This window comes from Kitasatospora sp. NPDC059648, from assembly GCF_042734825.1.
In the GTDB taxonomy this organism is placed as follows: Bacteria; Actinomycetota; Actinomycetes; order Streptomycetales; family Streptomycetaceae; genus Kitasatospora.
In genome coordinates this window covers 1-16,584 of record NZ_JBHWDU010000125.1, presented here as the reverse complement: position 1 = coordinate 16,584, position 16,584 = coordinate 1, and the positions used below count along the sequence as shown (strand labels likewise).

At 72.5% G+C, this 16,584-nt stretch carries 15 protein-coding genes; 6 read left to right on the top strand and 9 right to left on the bottom strand.

The annotated features are described in order from the left end of the window. Positions 1 to 91 precede the first annotated feature (91 nt). The 9 genes from ACFV1W_RS37675 to ACFV1W_RS37635 form a co-directional block, all read right to left on the bottom strand. On the bottom strand, positions 92 to 1,180 hold the full coding sequence (locus tag ACFV1W_RS37675; protein WP_380421799.1) for a PDR/VanB family oxidoreductase: 1,089 nt from the start codon (positions 1,178 to 1,180) through the stop codon (positions 92 to 94). A 156-nt stretch (positions 1,181 to 1,336) separates the two neighbouring features. Further along, on the bottom strand, positions 1,337 to 2,254 hold the full coding sequence (locus tag ACFV1W_RS37670) for a metal-dependent hydrolase (RefSeq protein ID WP_380421798.1): 918 nt from the start codon (positions 2,252 to 2,254) through the stop codon (positions 1,337 to 1,339). Between the two features lie 240 nt (positions 2,255 to 2,494). Beyond that, positions 2,495 to 3,274, bottom strand: coding sequence for an IclR family transcriptional regulator (locus tag ACFV1W_RS37665; RefSeq protein WP_380421797.1), 780 nt, complete (start codon positions 3,272 to 3,274; stop codon positions 2,495 to 2,497). A 332-nt stretch (positions 3,275 to 3,606) separates the two neighbouring features. Next, on the bottom strand, positions 3,607 to 5,067 hold the full coding sequence (locus tag ACFV1W_RS37660; RefSeq protein WP_380421796.1) for a catalase: 1,461 nt from the start codon (positions 5,065 to 5,067) through the stop codon (positions 3,607 to 3,609). Between the two features lie 269 nt (positions 5,068 to 5,336). Continuing rightward, positions 5,337 to 6,611, bottom strand: coding sequence for an allantoicase (gene alc / locus ACFV1W_RS37655; RefSeq protein ID WP_380421795.1), 1,275 nt, complete (start codon positions 6,609 to 6,611; stop codon positions 5,337 to 5,339). A 94-nt stretch (positions 6,612 to 6,705) separates the two neighbouring features. Further along, a complete protein-coding gene (allB, locus tag ACFV1W_RS37650; RefSeq protein ID WP_380421794.1) occupies positions 6,706 to 8,085 on the bottom strand; it encodes an allantoinase AllB in 1,380 nt (459 codons plus the stop codon). 168 nt (positions 8,086 to 8,253) lie between these two features. After that, positions 8,254 to 9,396, bottom strand: coding sequence for a glycerate kinase (locus ACFV1W_RS37645; RefSeq protein ID WP_380421793.1), 1,143 nt, complete (start codon positions 9,394 to 9,396; stop codon positions 8,254 to 8,256). A 449-nt stretch (positions 9,397 to 9,845) separates the two neighbouring features. Then, positions 9,846 to 10,739: a 2-hydroxy-3-oxopropionate reductase gene (locus ACFV1W_RS37640; protein ID WP_380421792.1), complete on the bottom strand. Its 894-nt coding sequence runs from the start codon at positions 10,737 to 10,739 to the stop codon at positions 9,846 to 9,848. A gap of 82 nt (positions 10,740 to 10,821) precedes the next feature. Next, positions 10,822 to 11,664, bottom strand: coding sequence for a TIM barrel protein (locus ACFV1W_RS37635; RefSeq protein WP_380421801.1), 843 nt, complete (start codon positions 11,662 to 11,664; stop codon positions 10,822 to 10,824). Positions 11,665 to 11,883: 219 nt separating this feature from the next. On the opposite strand from ACFV1W_RS37635, the gene ACFV1W_RS37630 reads away from it, so the two are divergent. From ACFV1W_RS37630 to ACFV1W_RS37605, 6 genes are all read left to right on the top strand, one after another. Then, positions 11,884 to 12,129, top strand: a complete 246-nt coding sequence (locus ACFV1W_RS37630) for a thiamine-binding protein (RefSeq protein ID WP_380421800.1) — start codon at positions 11,884 to 11,886, stop codon at positions 12,127 to 12,129. Then, a complete protein-coding gene (locus ACFV1W_RS37625; RefSeq protein WP_380421791.1) occupies positions 12,126 to 12,509 on the top strand; it encodes a helix-turn-helix domain-containing protein in 384 nt (127 codons plus the stop codon). The genes ACFV1W_RS37630 and ACFV1W_RS37625 overlap by 4 nt, the downstream gene beginning before the upstream one ends. A gap of 222 nt (positions 12,510 to 12,731) precedes the next feature. Continuing rightward, positions 12,732 to 13,235: a 2-oxo-4-hydroxy-4-carboxy-5-ureidoimidazoline decarboxylase gene (gene uraD, locus ACFV1W_RS37620; protein ID WP_380421790.1), complete on the top strand. Its 504-nt coding sequence runs from the start codon at positions 12,732 to 12,734 to the stop codon at positions 13,233 to 13,235. Between the two features lie 105 nt (positions 13,236 to 13,340). Continuing rightward, entirely contained in the window at positions 13,341 to 13,676 is a 336-nt protein-coding gene (gene uraH / locus ACFV1W_RS37615; RefSeq protein ID WP_030282979.1) for a hydroxyisourate hydrolase, read from the top strand. Between the two features lie 30 nt (positions 13,677 to 13,706). Then, complete coding sequence (gene pucL / locus ACFV1W_RS37610) at positions 13,707 to 14,627, top strand: factor-independent urate hydroxylase (RefSeq protein ID WP_270142182.1); 921 nt, start codon at positions 13,707 to 13,709, stop codon at positions 14,625 to 14,627. A gap of 322 nt (positions 14,628 to 14,949) precedes the next feature. Next, entirely contained in the window at positions 14,950 to 16,449 is a 1,500-nt protein-coding gene (locus tag ACFV1W_RS37605) for a nucleobase:cation symporter-2 family protein (protein ID WP_380421789.1), read from the top strand. Positions 16,450 to 16,584 lie beyond the last annotated feature (135 nt).

The following is a 16,584-nucleotide window of genomic DNA, read 5'->3' as shown; positions in this document are numbered from 1 at the left end:
ACCGGTATTTGCCGCACCTGCCAACGCCCGCTTCCCACAAGAAGATCCACAAGCCGCGCTAGACAGCCCGCCCCGACCTAACGAAGTACTACTAGAGGTCGAGCACGAGGGTCTCACCCTCGGCGGCCCGGGAGACGCAGGGCAGCAGGGCGCCGGCGGCGCGCTGCTCGGGGGTGAGGCGGCGGTCCCGGTGGTCGGGCCGACCGGCCAGCAGGCGCACCTCGCAGGTGCCGCAGAAGCCCTGGTGGCAGGAGTACGGGAGGTCCGGGCGGGCCTCGCGCAGCACGTCCAGGGCTGAGCGGTCGGCGGGGACGTCCAGGGCCCGGCCGTCGGCGCCCAGCCGGACGGCGAAGGGCTCGCCGTCGGTGATCGGGGCGGCGCCGAAGCGCTCGAAGTGCAGGGCGGCGGCCGGGGATCCGTCCAGGGCCCGCTGGACGGCGGCGAGCATCGGGGCCGGGCCGCAGCAGTAGACGGCGGCGCCGCGCGGGGCGTGGGCGAGCAGCTCCGCGCCGGTGGGGACGCCGCCGTGCTCGTCGTCGGTGCGCAGCACGACGCGGTGCGGATCGAGGGCGCGCAGCTCGTCCGCGTACGGGAGGGTGTCGGCGCTGCGGCCGACGTGGACCAGACGCCAGTCCAGCCCGTGGCGCTGCGCCTCGCCGGCCATCGGGAGGAGCGGGGTGATGCCGATGCCTCCGGCGAGCAGGAGGACGGCGGGCTCGGCGCAGAAGGCGAAGCCGTTGCGCGGGCGGCGGGCGGTGAGCCGGGCGCCCGGGTGCAGGGCGTCGTGGACCTCGACCGACCCGCCGCCGCCCCCGGGCAGTTGGCGAACGGCGATCCGGTAGCGGAGGCGGTCGGCCGGGTCGCCGCAGAGCGAGTAGTGGCGCTCGCGGCCGGAGGGCAGGGCGAGGCGCAGGTGGGCGCCGGGCTGCCAGGGCGGCAGCGGGCCGCCGGAGGGATCGGAGAAGGTCAACTCGATCACGTCGGACACCAGTTGGCGGCGGGCGACGACGACCAGCTGCAGCCGCGGCGTGGCGCGGCTGAGCGGGCGGCGGGGGTTGCGGCGCAGCAGGGGGCCGCCGAGGGCCGGGGAGTAGCGGTCGCCGAAGACGGTGAGGCGGCGGATGAAGGTGTCGGCGCGAGGGCGGCCGTAGAGGTCGGGGGGTGGGGTGGACAGGTCCATCCGGCGGGGTCCTTGGGTGGGAGAGGCGGGCGGGCGGGCGGCGGCGGACGGGATTCAGGTTTCGTGATTCAGAGTTCAGCGAACAGATGATGTCTTCTGTCGGCTGTCATCCGTTCGCTGAGATCTGTCAGCTGTCAGCTGTCAGCTGTTCGACCGTCACCCGCGCGCGGCCGCGGCGCGGGCGGCCGGGGAGGTGGCGAGGTAGCCCAGCGCCTGGCTGGAGGACCCTTCCTGGGTGGGGTGGTAGCCCGGCCGCAGGTAGCGCAGCCCGGAGCGGATGGAGCGGATCGGGTCCGGCAGCAGTCCGCGCTTGGCGATCCGGCTCGCCTCCCGCCAGGTCGGCTTGAGCCGCCCCTCCAGTGCCGGGTCGGCGGCGAGCAGGAAGCGGGCCCCGCGCACCCACAGGTGCACCAGCAGCGGCCCGGACAGTGCCATCCCGCGGACCCGCCGCAGGTAGCCCGGGTCAAGGTGGACCATCAGGTCGAAGGCGACGCTGCGGTGCTCGACCTCCTCGGCGCCGTGCCAGCGCAGCAGGTCCAGCATCGTCGGGTCGGCCTTGGCCCGGTCCAGACCCGGGGAGTTGAGCGCCCAGTCGCCCAGGAAGGCGGTGAAGTGTTCGATCGCCGCGACGAAGGCGACCCGCTCGATGATGTTCTCCCGCCGCCGGGCGGGCTCCAGGCCTGGCTTGTCGCCCAGGACGCGCCGGAAGAGCCAGGAGGCCTGCCGGACGTACGGGCGCGGGTCGAGCCCCTGGCCGAGCAGGTGGTCGAGGACCTCCTGGTGGGCCTCGGCGTGGATGGCCTCCTGTCCGATGAAGCCGAGCACCTCCTCGCGCAGCTGCTCGTCGCGGACGAGCGGCAGCGCCTCCTTGAACACCTTGACGAACCAGCGCTCGCCCTCGGGCAGCAGCAGGTGCAGCACGTTGATCACGTGGGTGGCCATCGGCTCGTCCGGAATCCAGTGCAGCGGCAGCCGGGCCCAGTCGAAGCGGACGTCCCGGGGCTCCAGGACGAGGCTCTGGTGGACGCGCGCGGCGGGGGCGGCGAGGGCTGGGACGGGAGCGGAGCGGGGCATGGCAGGCCCTCCTGACCTGGCGGCGGCGGCTCGACTCCGGGAAACGTACTCGCCGGTAGAGACCACGACAAGGGTTTGGACCACTCTTATCGACATCGAGTCTAATAGTGCCGCGCCCGCAGGGGGCTCCGGCCCCCGGAACGCCCCCCGGAAAGCATCCGGGCCCCGCCGGACGCGACACGTCCGGCGGGGCCCGTCAGGAGCGGCCTCGGTCTCGCACCGTCGGGGCTCGCCGCCCCCTCAGACCGCCATCGCCAGCATCAGCGGCGCCGCCCGGGCCGCCAGCAGCTCGGCGGCGGCCTTCAGCTTGTGGATGTTGCCCACCGGCATCGAGGTGGCCAGGCAGCCGACCGTGCTGCCCGCCGAGATCGGCACCGCCGCGCAGACCGTGCCGAGCGCGTACTCCTGGATGTCCAGCACCGGCACCGTGGCGGGCTGGCGCTCCAGCCGGTGCATCAGCTGGTCGGTGTCCGTGACCGTGCGGGAGGTGAGCCGGGCGACCGGGTGCCGGGAGAGGTGGTCCCGCCGGCCGTCCGCGTCGAGCTGGCTGAGCAGGCACTTGCCGATCGCGCTGGCGTGCGCGGTGGCCCGGAAGTCCACCCATTCCTGCACGGCGGGCGCGTAGTCGGCCGCCGAGACCGCCTCGACCGTCAACTCCCCGTCGTGGTAGCGGCCGAAGTACACCGCAGCACCCAACTCGTCCCGGAGTTCGGCGAGTTTGCGGTTCAGCCGGGCCTTGACGAGCTGCTCGCGGTTGTGCTGCCCGAGCAGGGCGAAGGTGCCACCGAGCACCCAACCGCCGTCCTGGCACTGGAGGTAGCCCTCGATCTCCAGGATCTCCGCGAGCCGCCGGACGGTCGGCAGGCCCAGCGAGGTCTCCCGCGCGAGGGCGACCAGGGTGGCGCCGTCGGGGTGCCGGTCGACGGCCTCCAGCAGTCTGAGGGCGTGCTGCAGGGAGGTGAACGGGCCCGTCGGGCCCTGGTCCAGCGCGGCGTGACGACCCGGGGCTGGTGTCGACATGTCGTCCCCTTCCGATGTCCCCCCACGGAGCGACCGCGGGCGGTCTCCAGCCTATCCACCCCTGGGCCCGGTCGACTGCCGTCCGTGAATATCCGTGAACATTCCGTGGAGCAACCGCCGGTCGCCTGGTAGAAGGGGGCGCACCGACCCGCGCCGCCCGCGCCCCGGGGCCGCGCGGACGGCGCACCGACCCGCCCGCCCCGCGCCCCCGCGACGCCCGGCGGGCCCCTCCCCCACTGCCCAGGGGGAGGGGCCCGCCGTACGGCCGCCGGGGTGCGGGCCCCGGCGGCCCTGAGGGTGCGGACAGGTCGCCCGGCGGAGGCTTCGGGGCGTCAGCCCTCGTCACCCGCGCGTAGCTCGGCGACGGCCGCTTCGAGCCGGGCGCCGTACTCCTCGTCGGCGGCGTGGAAGTGGGCGAGGTTCTTCTCGACCACGTCGTCCCGGGTGACCTGCGAGAGGAAGCCCGCGATGTTGTTGATCAGGCGGGTCTTCTCGCCCTCCGACATCAGCCGGTAGAGCTCGCCGGCCTGGAAGAAGTCGTCGTCCTTGGTGTGGGCCGGCGTGGTGTAGGTGCCGGTGTGGCCGCCGAGCTTGAGCGGCGCGGCGAGCGCGTCGTCGGTCTGGGCCGGGCCGCCGTACGAGTTGGGCTCGTAGTTCTTGCCGCGGCCGGCCGGGTTGAGCGCGTGGTAGCCGTCGCGCCCGTAGTTGTTGGCCTCGGTGGCACGCGGGGCGTTCACCGGCAGCTGGGTGTGGTTGACGCCCAGGCGGTAGCGCTGGGCGTCGGCGTAGGCGAACAGGCGGCCCTGGAGCATCTTGTCCGGGGACGGACCGATGCCGGGCACGAAGTTGTTCGGCGAGAACGCGGACTGCTCGACGTCGGCGAAGACGTTCTCCGGGTTCCGGTTGAGCACCAGGCGGCCGACCTTGACCAACGGGTAGTCGGCGTGCGGCCACACCTTGGTGAGGTCGAAGGGGTTGAAGCGGTAGTCCGCGGCCTCGGCGACCGGCATCAGCTGGACGTAGAGGGTCCAGGACGGGAACACCCCGCGCTCGATGGCCTGGTGGAGGTCGCGCTGGTGCGAGTCGGCGTCGGCACCGAGGACCTCGGCGGCCTGGTCGCCGTCCAGGCAGCGGATGCCCTGGTTGGTCTTGAAGTGGTACTTCACCCAGTAGGCCTCGCCCTCGGCGTTGACCCACTGGTAGGTGTGCGAGCCGTAGCCGTTCATGTGGCGGTACGAGGCCGGGATGCCACGGTCGCCGAAGAGCCAGGTGATCTGGTGGGTCGAGGCCGGCGAGTGGGCCCAGAAGTCCCAGACGCTGTCCGCCTCCTGCACGCCGGTGTACGGGTCGCGCTTCTGCGAGTGGATGAAGTCGGGGAACTTGATCGGGTCCTTGATGAAGAACACCGGGGTGTTGTTGCCGACGAGGTCGTAGTTGCCCTCCTCGGTGTAGAACTTCACCGCGAAGCCGCGCGGGTCGCGCACCGCGTCGCCGGCGCCCAGGTTGCCCGCCACGGTGGAGAAGCGCAGGAAGAGTTCGGTGCGCTTGCCGACCTCGGACAGGAAGGCCGCCCGGGTGTACTTCGACACCTCGTCGGTGACCTCGAAGTAGCCGTACGCGCCGGAGCCGCGGGCGTGCACCACGCGCTCCGGGATGCGCTCGCGGTTGAACCGGGCCAGCTTCTCCAGCAGGTGCTGGTCCTGGAGCAGCAGCGGGCCGTACTCGCCGGCCGAGGCCGAGTTCTGGTTGTCGGCGACCGGGGCGCCGGACTCCGTGGTCAGGATCTTGGACATGGAGGGTCCTTCAGGTGTCGATAAGGCGGTGCGTGGAGAGGTGGAGCGGGCGCGGGCCCCGACCCGGGGGACAGGCCCTGGGGCGTGTCTTTCGGATCACGTCGGATCGGCGGGCGCCGTCGGGATGCGTGCATCGGCGGCGCCGAGGAGGGAGTCCGTGCGGTGGGGGCACCTCCCGGCCGGAGGCTGGGGGCCATGGGCGACTGACGAGAAGCCGTCGAGGTGCGTGCCCCGGCGGCGACCGCCCGGCGTGACCCGGGGGGCACGCCCTAGACGCCCAGCAGGCGCCACAGCGCCGAGCGGCGGCGGGCGGAGTGCTCGCCGTCCGGGCCGTCGCCCGGCTGGAGGCCGGCGGCCGCGGCGGTGGCCTCGGCCGGGTCCGCCAGCGGTCGGGCGGCGGCCAGCGCGTCGGCCTCCTCGGCGGTCAGCCCGGCGGCGGCGAGGGCGGCCGCGGCCTCGGCGGCCGGGACGGCGTTGAACCAGCGCAGCGCGAGGGCCGCGCGGCCGGCCTCGGTGAGGCGGCCGATGAGCCGGAGGCGGGCGAGCCCGCCGTCCGGGTAGACGTTGATCCGCACGTGGGTCACCGGGCGGCCGACGTCGAGCCGGAAGCGGTGCCGGGTGTCGGGCTGCAGGCGGGTACGGGGCAGGATCTCGAACCATTCGCCCTCGGCCGGTGTCTGTGAAGTCGCAGCCTGCCCGGTCGAGGCGTCGAAGCCGATCAGGTCGGCCCAGCCGGGGGCGTTGGCGACGAAGTGGGTGGTGTCCACCTCGGCGGCCAGGACCTCGCCGCCCCCGGCCAGGGCGATCTGCACCCAGTCGTTGGCCTTGTCGCGCCGACGCCGGGTCTCCCAGCCCTCGCCCATGACGGAGGCGCGACCGGGAGCGTTCAGGTTGTGCGGGGAGGAGAAGTAGCGGTCGGACGCCGCCTCGGCCACGCCGCCGTACTCCTGGGCGGCCAGGTCGAAGGTGAGGCCGTCCAGTTCCCGCGGGTCGGGCAGCACCTCGCCGTGCACCCGCAGCCGGGCGACGCCGCCGTCCGGGAAGATGCTGAGCCGCACGTGGGTGTAGCGGGCGTCGTCCTGGACGGCGAACTCGTGGGCGGTGTCGCCCCGGAGCGGGGTGCGCGGCACGATGACGGTCCACTCCGCGTTCCGCAGCTCCTCGGGCGAGGGGTGGCCGGGTACGGAGGCGGCCTCGACCGAGGCGCTCTCCGGGTAGTTGCCGGTGAAGTGGGCGGTGTCGACGATCACGCCGCGGATCACTCCGCCGACGCCGAGCCGCACGATCGTCCAGTCGTGGTCCTGGTCGGTGGGGTGCGGCTGCTCGGCGGAGACGCCGCGGCGGCGCTTGGACTCCCAGCCGTCCATGATCTGGCCCTTGTGGCCGAAGGTGTGCGGGCGGAACTCGGCGGGCTTGGCCACCAGCAGGTTCTCGGCGTCCGCGAAGGTGTCCTCGTTCGTGGCGACGACGCCCGCGCCGAGCAGGCGGGAGGCCAGGTTGACCAGCTCGGTGAAGGGAGCGCTCGGGGTGTCGGCAGTGGTCACTGACTCTCCTCGGAAGACGTGTCGGTTCTGAAGCGGTGTCGGCACGGAGGCCGCTCCGGCCCTTCGGCCCTTCGGCCCGGGAAGCGGCTCCGGCTCAGGAGGCGTTGTCGGGACGGGAGTCGGCGGGCCGGGTGAGCTGGCGGCCGAAGGGCTCGGCGCCGGTGTCCACCGCGCGGCCGCGCAGCCAGGTGGTGCGGACGGCGCCGGTCAACGTCCGTCCCGCGTACGGGGTCACCGGGTTGCGGTGGTGCAACTCACCGGCGTGGACGGAGAATTCGCCGTCGGGATCGAAGGCCACCAGATCGGCGTCGCGGCCCGCCTCGATGGCGCCCTTGGTGCCGCTGAGCCCGACCAGTTCGGCCGGTCCGGCGGACATCCAGCGCACCACGTCGGCCAGGGTGTGGCCACGGCGGCGGGCCTCGGTCCAGACGGCGGGCAGGCCCAGCTGCAGCGAGGCGATGCCGCCCCAGGCGGCCGCGAAGTCACCACTGCCGCCGTACTCGGGCAGCAGCTTGAGGTCGGGGGTGGACGGCGAGTGGTCGGAGACGACGGCGATGAACTCGCCGTCGGCCAGGGCCTGCCAGAGCGCGTCCCGGTTGGCCTCGTCGCGGATCGGCGGGCAGCACTTGAAGGCGGTGTCGCCGTCCGGCACCTGCTCGGCGGCGAGGGTCAGGTAGTGCGGGCAGGTCTCCGCGGTCACCCGTACGCCGTCCTCGCGTGCCCGGCGCAGCAGCGGCAGCACGGCGGCCGAGGAGACGTGCAGGATGTGCACCCGGGCGCCGGTGCGCCGCGCCGTGCGGAGCAGGTGGGCGACCGCCGCGGTCTCCGCGCCGGACGGGCGGGAGGCGAGGAAGTCCCGGTAGTGCACGCCCGGTTGCTGCGGTGCGGCGGCGAGCACGGCCGGGTCCTCGGCGTGGATGATCGCCAGCGCCCCGATCCGGGCCTGCTCGGCCAGGGCGGCCTCCAGGGCGGCGGCCTCTACGTGCGGGAACTCGTCGACGCCGGACGGGGCGAGGAAGCTCTTGAAGCCGAACACGCCTGCGCGGTGCAGGGGTTCGAGGTCGGCGACGTTGCCGGGGACGGCCCCGCCCCAGAAGCCGAGGTCGACCCAGGCCTGGCCCTCGGCGGTCTTCCGCTTGACGGCCAGCCCGTCGACCGTGGTGGTGGGCGGGATCGAGTTGAGCGGCATGTCGATGATCGTGGTGACGCCGCCGGCCGCGGCGGCCCGGGTGGCGGTGGCGAAGCCCTCCCACTCGGTGCGGCCGGGTTCGTTGACGTGCACGTGGGTGTCGACCAGGCCGGGCAGCAGGGCGGTGTCACCGAGGTCGACGAGCTCGCTGTCGCCGACCACCAGCGATCCGTGGGCGGCGACCTGCTCGATCCTCCCGTCCCGGACCAGCACGTCCGCGGGGCGCTCTCCGGCGGGCAGCACGGCCCGGCGGGAGCGGATCACCGCTGGCTGGCTGAACGGCATGGGAACCTCCGAAACCTGGAACTGGGCGGATTTGGGTACGCGGGAGCTCACCGGACCACACGGCCCGGGGAGGCGCTCGCCGGCTGGTCGGAGTGGGTGGGAACCGAAGGATTGCCGGGAGCCTAGGCCCGCCTTCAACAAAACGTCAATGGAGGAACGTACGAGGGATCAGGCCTGCAGGAGCGCTCCGGCCAACCGCTCCCCCGCCAGCTCGGCCAGCTCACCGGCCCTGGTCATGCTGTCCCCCGGCTGTTCGGCCAGGTCGGTGAGCGCGATCGCGGCGGTGAAGCCGGCCGCCCGCCACTCGGGCTCGGACAGCTCCAGCCGACCGGCCACGGCGGCCACCCGAACCCCCGCCCGAGCAGCCGCCGCGGCGACTCCGGCGGGGGCCTTGCCGTGGAGCGTCTGTGCGTCCAGGCAGCCCTCGCCGGTGACGACGAGGCGTGCCCCCCGCACGGCCTCGTCGAAACCCAGCAGCTCGAGCAGCAGCTCGATACCGGGTCGCATGGTGGCACCGAGCAGGGCGAGGGCGGCGAAGCCCACCCCGCCCGCGGCCCCGGCGCCGGGGGCCTGCCGCACGTCCCGTCCGGTCACCGCGGCGACCTGGTCGGCGAACCGGGTCAGCCCCTCCTCCAGGACCACCAGGTCGTTCCCGTCGGCGCCCTTCTGCGGGCCGTACACGGCGGTGGCGCCGCGCGGGCCGAGCAGCGGGTTGTCCACGTCGCAGGCGACCACGACCTCGACGCCGGTCAGCAGCTCGGCCGACGGGCCGAGCTCGATCCGCTCCAGACGGCGCAACGCCGCTCCGCCGGGCGGCAGTTCGACGTCGTCGGCGTCCCGAAGGCGGACCCCGAGTGCCTGCACCATGCCGGCGCCGCCGTCCGTGCAGGCGCTGCCGCCGAGGCCCAGGACGATCCGCTTGGCGCCCATGGACACCGCCCGACCGATCAACTGGCCGACGCCGTAGGAGCCGGCCGCGAGCGGGGCGGTCCGGCCGCCGGGCAGCCGCGCGAGGCCGGAGGCCTGGGCCAGCTCGACCACGGCGGTGTCGCCGCGGACGGCGAGCGCGGCGTCCACCGGCAGCCCGGTCGGACCGGCCACCTTGGCCGGGACGCGGTCGAAGCCGGCCGCGAGCGCCGCGGTCAGGGTGCCCTCGCCGCCGTCGGCGACGGGTAGTTCGCGCACCTCGGTGCCGGGCGCGGCGCGCCGGATTCCGACGGCGATCCGGGCGGCGACCTCGGCACCCTCCAGGGTGCCCTTGAACTTGTCCGGCGCTACGACCACGTGACCCTGGTGGGGGGTGGGGGGCATCGGTGGTCCTCACTTCCGTACGGGGTCTGGCGGTGGTTCGACAAGCATGTGTCCGGTGGCCCGGGAGGCGCGACCCCCGCGCGAGTGGTGTGGCCCGGACCGCGGGAGGTGGTGCGACCCCCTCCCCGCCGTTCCCCTCGTCCCGCTTCCGACGTACGAGGGGCTCCCCTCGGCGGGGAGGGGGCCAGGCGACACGCAGCAGGCACGACCGAAGTGCCCCCGGGGGAGGGTGTGCGCGTCACCGGCTTGGGTCGACCGGCGGGCGGGCGGATGAGCCCCTGCCCGCACGCCGGTCGGGTCCGGCCTCCTGGCGGCGCGGGCACGACCGGATCAGGTACACGCCACCAGGAGGAGTCTTTCGGGGCGCCGGGCCCCGTTCGGTCACCCGGCCTCGCGGGTCAGGTGACCTCTCGGATCACTCGATCTCTCGGATCACATGACCCGGCGGGTCACTTGACCTCGCGGCCGGAGAGCCGCTCGACGCCACGCAGGAGCGCCGAGTGGTCGAGCGAGCCGTCGCCGTTGGCCCGGGCGGACGCGACCAGCTGGGCAACCACGGCGCCGACCGGCAGCGCGGCGCCCACGGCGCGGGCGGCGTCGGTGACGATGCCCATGTCCTTGTGGTGCAGGTCGATCCGGAAGCCGGGGGCGAACTCGCGGTTCAGCATGTTCGCCTTCTTGCGGTTGAGCACGGTGGAGCCGGCCAGGCCTCCGCCGAGCACGTCCAGCGCGGCGCCGAGGTCGACGCCGGCGTTCTCCAGGAACACCACGGCCTCGGCGAGCACCTGGATGTTGACCGCGACGATCAGCTGGTTGGCGGCCTTGACGGTCTGGCCGGCACCGTCCGGGCCGACGTGGACGACCGTGGTGCCCAGCGCGTCGAACAGCGGCTTGGCCTCGGCGAAGTCCGCCGCCTCGCCACCGACCATGATCGACAGCACCGCCTCGACGGCGCCGGCCTCGCCACCGGAGACCGGGGCGTCCAGGGTGCGCACGTCCTTCTCACGGGCGGCCTTGCCGACCTTGATGGAGGTCTGCGGGGTGATCGAGGACATGTCGATCACCAGGGTGCCCGCACCGACGTTCTCCAGGACGCCGCCCTCGCCGAGGATGACCGCCTCGACGTGCGGGTCGGCCGGGACCATGGTGATGACGACCTCGGCGTCCTTCACCGCGTCCGCGATGCTGGCGGCGCCGTGGCCGCCGGCCGCGACCACGGTGTCGATCGAGGCCTGGGAGAGGTCGAAGCCGGTCACGTGGTGGCCGGCCTTGACCAGGTTGACGGCCATGGGCTTGCCCATGATGCCGAGGCCGACGAAGGCAATCTTGCGGGAGGCGCTCATCGCGTCGGGTTCCTTACGTGTACGGGTGGGAGGGTGGCTTGCCGGCGGCCTCGGGACGCCGCGTTGCGTCGCGTTGCCGGGGCTACCGGGCCGCGCGCAGCTCACGCGGCAGCCAGCCGAAGCTGTCGGCGCTGACGCCGGTGGAGGGGCGGTACTCCAGGCCGACCGAGCCGGTGTAGCCCGCGGCACTGAGCCGGGCGAACAGGTCCTCGAAGTCCAGCTCGCCGGTGCCGGGCTCGTTGCGGCCCGGGTTGTCGGCGATCTGCACGTGGCCGATCCGGTCGGCCTTGGTGTCGATGACCGCCGCCAGGTCCTCGCCGTTCCTGGCCAGGTGGTAGAGGTCGCAGAGGAACTTGGCGTTCCCCAGGCCGGTGGCGGCGTTGACCTTGTCGACCACCTCGACCGCGGCCGCCGCGGAGACCAGCGGGTAGTCCGGCGACTCGGCCTTGTTGAGGGCCTCGATCAGCAGGATCGCGCCGGTCCCGTGCGCCGCCTCGGCGGCGAGCACCAGGTTCTCCAGCGCGAGCGCGTCCTGCTCGGCCGGGTCGACGCCCTCGATCCGGTTGCCGTACAGCGCGTTGAGCGCGGTGGCGCCGAGCGAGGCGGCGAGTTCCGCGGCGACCGGGACGTTGGCGCGGAACCGGTCCCGCTCGGACGGGACCGAGACGGTGCCCCGGGCGCCCTGGCTCAGGTCGTCCAGGAAGTTGAGGCCGGTGAGCCGGACGCCCGCGTCGCCGAACGCCTTGCGCAGCGCGTCCAGTTCCGCCCGGCCCGGGTTGTGCTCGGTGCCGAAGGGCCACCAGAGCTCCGCGGCCGTGAAGCCGGCCGCGGCCGCGGCCGCGGGGCGCTCCAGCAACGGGAGTTCGCCGAACAGGATCGACAGGTTGACCGTGAAGCCGTGCTTGGCAGCCGCCGTCACGTCCATCACCTCTCACTCTCTCTTCCTTCATCCGCAACTTCCACGATCCGGAAGAGGGATTCTGTGTGGTGGAAGCATCTCCGGCCCGGCGAGGGGGTGTCAAGGCTGCCGCAACATTTTGTTGAAGTCGCCCGGCGGGGCCCGCCACCAGCGCCCGCGGCTGTTCGATCGCCCAGCCCCTGCCCCCCGCCCATCTCCGCTCGATACAGTGAGCACGTGCGATTGATGGTGGAGTTCACGACAGAACCGTTCGAACTGGACACGTTCCCGGAGCACGCCGCGGCGGCCCGCAAGGTCGTCGACGAGGCCGGCCTGGACGTGTCGGTCGGCCCCTTCGGGACCGGCGCCGAGGGCGAGGCCGAGCAGGTCCTCGCCGCGGTGACCCGACTGCTCCGGCAGACCCTGGACGCCGGGGCGACCCGGATCTCCGTCCAGGTCAGCCTGCTGGACGAGGAGGGCGGTACGCCGTGACCGAGCAGCACGTGGAACACCCGCTGGCGGCGGCGGTCAAGCCGCTGCTGGCTGCCGTCGGCGCCACGCCCGTCCCGCTGGACGAGGCGAAGGCCGAGGACGTCGTCCTGGAGTGGGAGGGCGCCCCGGCCCTGGCCGTCCGGCTGCCGCACCTGAGCAGTGCGCTGGACCGACTGCTGGCCGAGATGACCCGGCAGTTCGACGGCCGCCCGCTGGCCGAGCTGGACCGCTGGGAGAAGCAGCGGGTCGTCGCCCTCCTGGAGGAGCGCGGCGCCTTCACCGTCCGCCACGGGGTCGAGACGGTCGCCTCGGCCCTCGGCGTCAGCCGCTTCACCGTGTACAACTACCTGAACCGCCAGGACGGCTCGAAGCCCTCCTGAGCAGCCCGGACCACCCCGGGCGGTCCGCCGGACGGGTGACCCCGCCGGTGCCGAGAAGTCTGGATCGGCCACGGCGGGGCACACTTGGCGAATCGCACACGAAAAGGCCCCGCACCGGGGGCCGGTTCAAAACGTAACCACCAACCGTTCAACAAACTGTTGACGGCAGGGTGGGGCCGATCTAGCTTTTCCGGGTGGCACCACTCTTCAGGAGGTCCACCCGTGACCAACCACCCCCACGCCCTTGAGGCCCTGGCCGCGGCCGATGCCGCGGAGCTCGAAGGGATCCTGCTGGAGGTATGCTCCAGCCCCCGTTGGGCCGCCGCCGTCGCGGAGGCCAAGCCCTGGTCCAGCCGCGAGGCCCTGCTCGCCGCCAACGCGGCGGCGATGGCGGAGCTGACCGACGCGGACCTGCGCGACGCGATGGCCGGACACGCCCGGATCGGACAGCCCAAGGCGGGTGACTCCACTTCCGAGCGCGAACAGGCCGGCATCCAGGGCGTGGACCAAGCGGTCCTCGACGAACTGCACGAGGCCAACGCCGCCTACGAGGCCAAGTTCGGCCACGTGTTCCTGATCTGCGCGACCGGCCGCACCGCGGCCACCATGCTCGCCGCCCTGCGCGAGCGCCACCCCAACGATCCCGCCACCGAGACGGAGATCGTCCGGGGTGAGCTGCGCAAGATCAACGACATCCGGCTCAACCGCCTCCTCGACGCTTCCTGACGTACCGTCAAGGATGTTCGGTGGCGGCCCGGAGCCGTCCGTGCGTCGCCCTTGGCTTCTGTCTTACGCACCATCACACCTGCCATCAGTAAGGTCACTTCACCCATGACTGGCATCTCCACCCACGTGCTCGACACCAGCCTCGGCCGCCCGGCCGAAGGCGTCCCGGTCGAGCTCGCACTGCACACCGAGGGTGGCTGGCAGGTGCTCGGCACCTCCGCCACGGACTCCGACGGCCGGGTCAAGGACCTGCCGGCCGTGGAGGCGGGCTCGGTCGTCCGGCTGCTCTTCGACACCGCCGCGTACTACGCGCGCAAGTCCGAGGAGCCGCCGTTCTTCCCCGAGGTCTCGATCGTCTTCACGGTCGCGCCCGCGCAGCACCACTACCACGTGCCGCTGCTGCTGAACCCGTTCGGATACTCGGTCTACCGCGGAAGCTAGTAGACCGACCTTGAAGCTTAGGAGCCTGTCATGGCCCACGTGCTCGGTCAGAACCAGTACGGCAAGGCGGAGAACCGCATCGTCCGGGTCTACCGCGACTCCACCCGGCACGAGATCAAGGACCTGAACGTCTCGGTCTCCCTCCAGGGCGAGTTCGAGGACGTCCACCTCACCGGGTCCAACGCCAACTGCCTCCCCACCGACACCACCAAGAACACCGTCTACGCCTTCGCCAAGGAGTACGGCATCGACTCGGCCGAGGCCTTCGGCATCCTGCTGGCCCGGCACTTCGTCGACGACACCGAGCGCGGCGTCGTGCACAGCGCCCGGATCCGGATCGAGGAGTACGCCTGGGACCGGATCAAGACGCCGGACAGCTCGGCCCGCTTCATCGGCTCGGAGGAGGTCGGCCACTCCTTCGTCCGCAACGGCCAGGAGACCCGCACCACCGAGGTCGTCTACGACGGCGAGAAGGTCCAGGTCATCTCCGGCCTGAAGGACCTGATCGTGATGAACTCCACCAACTCGGAGTTCTGGGGCTACATCAAGGACAAGTACACCACCCTCCAGGAAGCGTACGACCGCATCCTCGCCACCCAGGTCACCGCCCGCTGGAAGTACGGCTACAGCGGGCGCGACGGCGAGGCCCAGCCCAACTGGAACCGCTCCTACACCCACGTGAAGCGGCACATGCTGGAGGCGTTCGCCGAGACCTACTCCTACTCGCTGCAGCAGACCCTGCACTCGATGGGCACCCGGGTGCTCAACAACCGCGCCGAGGTCGACGAGGTGCGTCTCGAACTGCCCAACAAGCACCACTTCCTGGTCGACCTGGAGCCCTTCGGGCTGAAGAACGAGAACGAGGTCTACTACGCCGCGGACCGCATGTACGGGCTGATCGAGGGCACCGTGCACCGCGAGGGCGTCGTACCGGTCATCCCGGTGGTCTGACCTCCCCCCACCGCGCCACCCGCTCCACCCTGCTCCACCCCTGCTCCACCCCCGCTCCACCCGGCCCACCCCACGGACTCCGCCCGGAGTCGCCGCACCTCCGGTCCGCACGGGCCGGTCGAGTCCGGACGGAACGCATCACCCGCACCACCCGTACCACCTGTTTCTCCACCCCCACCTACCGGAGTTCGTGTCTGCCTCGCGGCGGCCGGCCCGGGGCACTGGAGAAGCGTCCCGAGGGATCCTTGCTCCGCCGTCCCGCCCTCGGGGGTCTCCAGCGCCACGGGCGCGCCGGGAGCCACGGGCACAAGAGGGGCTCGACATGGCACCCAGCAACACCAGCAGTAACGACGGCGGTTCCACCCCAGCAAGAACCCCAGGCCCGAACGGCGCCTCAACCCGCCTCCCCGGCAAGCCGTCCGGGCCCGGAACCCACCCCGGTACCCACCCCGGTACCCACCCCGTGGACGAGGTGCTGCCCCCGGTGAAGCTGTTCTCCACCGGGCTCCAACACGTCGCCGCGATGTACGCGGGGGTCGTCGCACCCCCGCTCATCGTCGGCGCCGGCGTCGGACTCTCCGCCGCCGACCTCGCCCTGCTCATCTCGGCCAGCCTGTTCACCGCCGGGCTGGCCACCCTGCTCCAGACCCTCGGCATCTGGAGGATCGGCGCGCGACTGCCGTTCGTGAACGGCGTGTCGTTCGCGGGCGTCGCGCCCATGATCGCCATCGCCAAAGAACACGGACCGAAGGACGCCCTCCCGGTGATCTTCGGAGCGGTGATCGTCGCGGGGGCCCTGTGCTTCCTCGCGGCGCCGTACTTCTGCAAGCTCATCCGGTTCTTCCCCCCGGTCGTCCAGGGCACCGTGATCACCCTCATCGGGGTGTCCCTGCTCCCGGTGGCGGTGAACTGGGCGCGCGGCGGCTCGCCGGGCGCCCCCGGGTACGGCTCCATGCGGGCCATCGGCCTCGCCGCGATCACCCTCGCCGCGGTGGTGCTCTGCAACCGGCTGCTGCGCGGCTTCTGGCAGCAGCTGTCCCTGCTCGTCGGTCTGGCGTTCGGCACCCTGATCGCCTTCCCGCTGGGGCTGGCCGACTTCGGCGCGGTCCGGGACGCGGAGGTCTTCGCGCTCCCGTCCCCGTTCCACTTCGGCGCGCCCGCGTTCGACGCCGCCGCGATCGTCTCGATGTGCATCGTCATGGTGGTCTCGATGACCGAGTCCACCGCCGACATGCTCGCCCTCGGCAAGATCGTCGAGCGCGAGGCCGACGAACCCGCGCTCGCCGCCGGCCTGCGGGCCGACGGACTGGCCACCGCGCTCAGCCCCGTCTTCAACGGCTTCGCCGCCAGCGCCTTCGCCCAGAACATCGGCCTGGTGGCGCTGACGAAGATCCGCAGCCGCTTCGTGGTCGCGGCCGGCGGAGGCATCCTGATCCTGCTCGGGCTCTTCCCTGTGCTCGGATCGGTCGTCTCCCTGGTGCCGCAGCCCGTCCTCGGCGGCGCCGGGATCGTGCTCTTCGGCACGGTAGCGGCGAGCGGGATCCGCACCCTCGCGGAGGCCGGCATGGAGTCCAGCGCCAACACCATCCTGGTGTCGGTCTCGCTCGGTGTCGGCATCATCCCGATCGCCGTGCCGAACTTCTACGACTCCTTCCCGGAGGCCGTCCGGACCCTGATGCACTCGGGGATATCCGCCGGCTGCGTGATGGCCGTCCTGCTCAACCTGCTCTTCCACCACGTCGGGGCCGCCCGTCGGTCAGGATCGGAATCCAGATCCGACCAGGCCCCCGGCGCGACGGTGCCGACGGCGACACCGTCCTGACCGGCCCGGGCAGTGGCGGGGCCCCCGCGGGGCGGGCCCAGCCATGGCCACCCCCCAAAGAGCAGTGAGATATAAAAAAAAACCACCCCACCAAACAAAAAAACAAAACCGTATCGGAAGAAAGGCTGAAAAAAA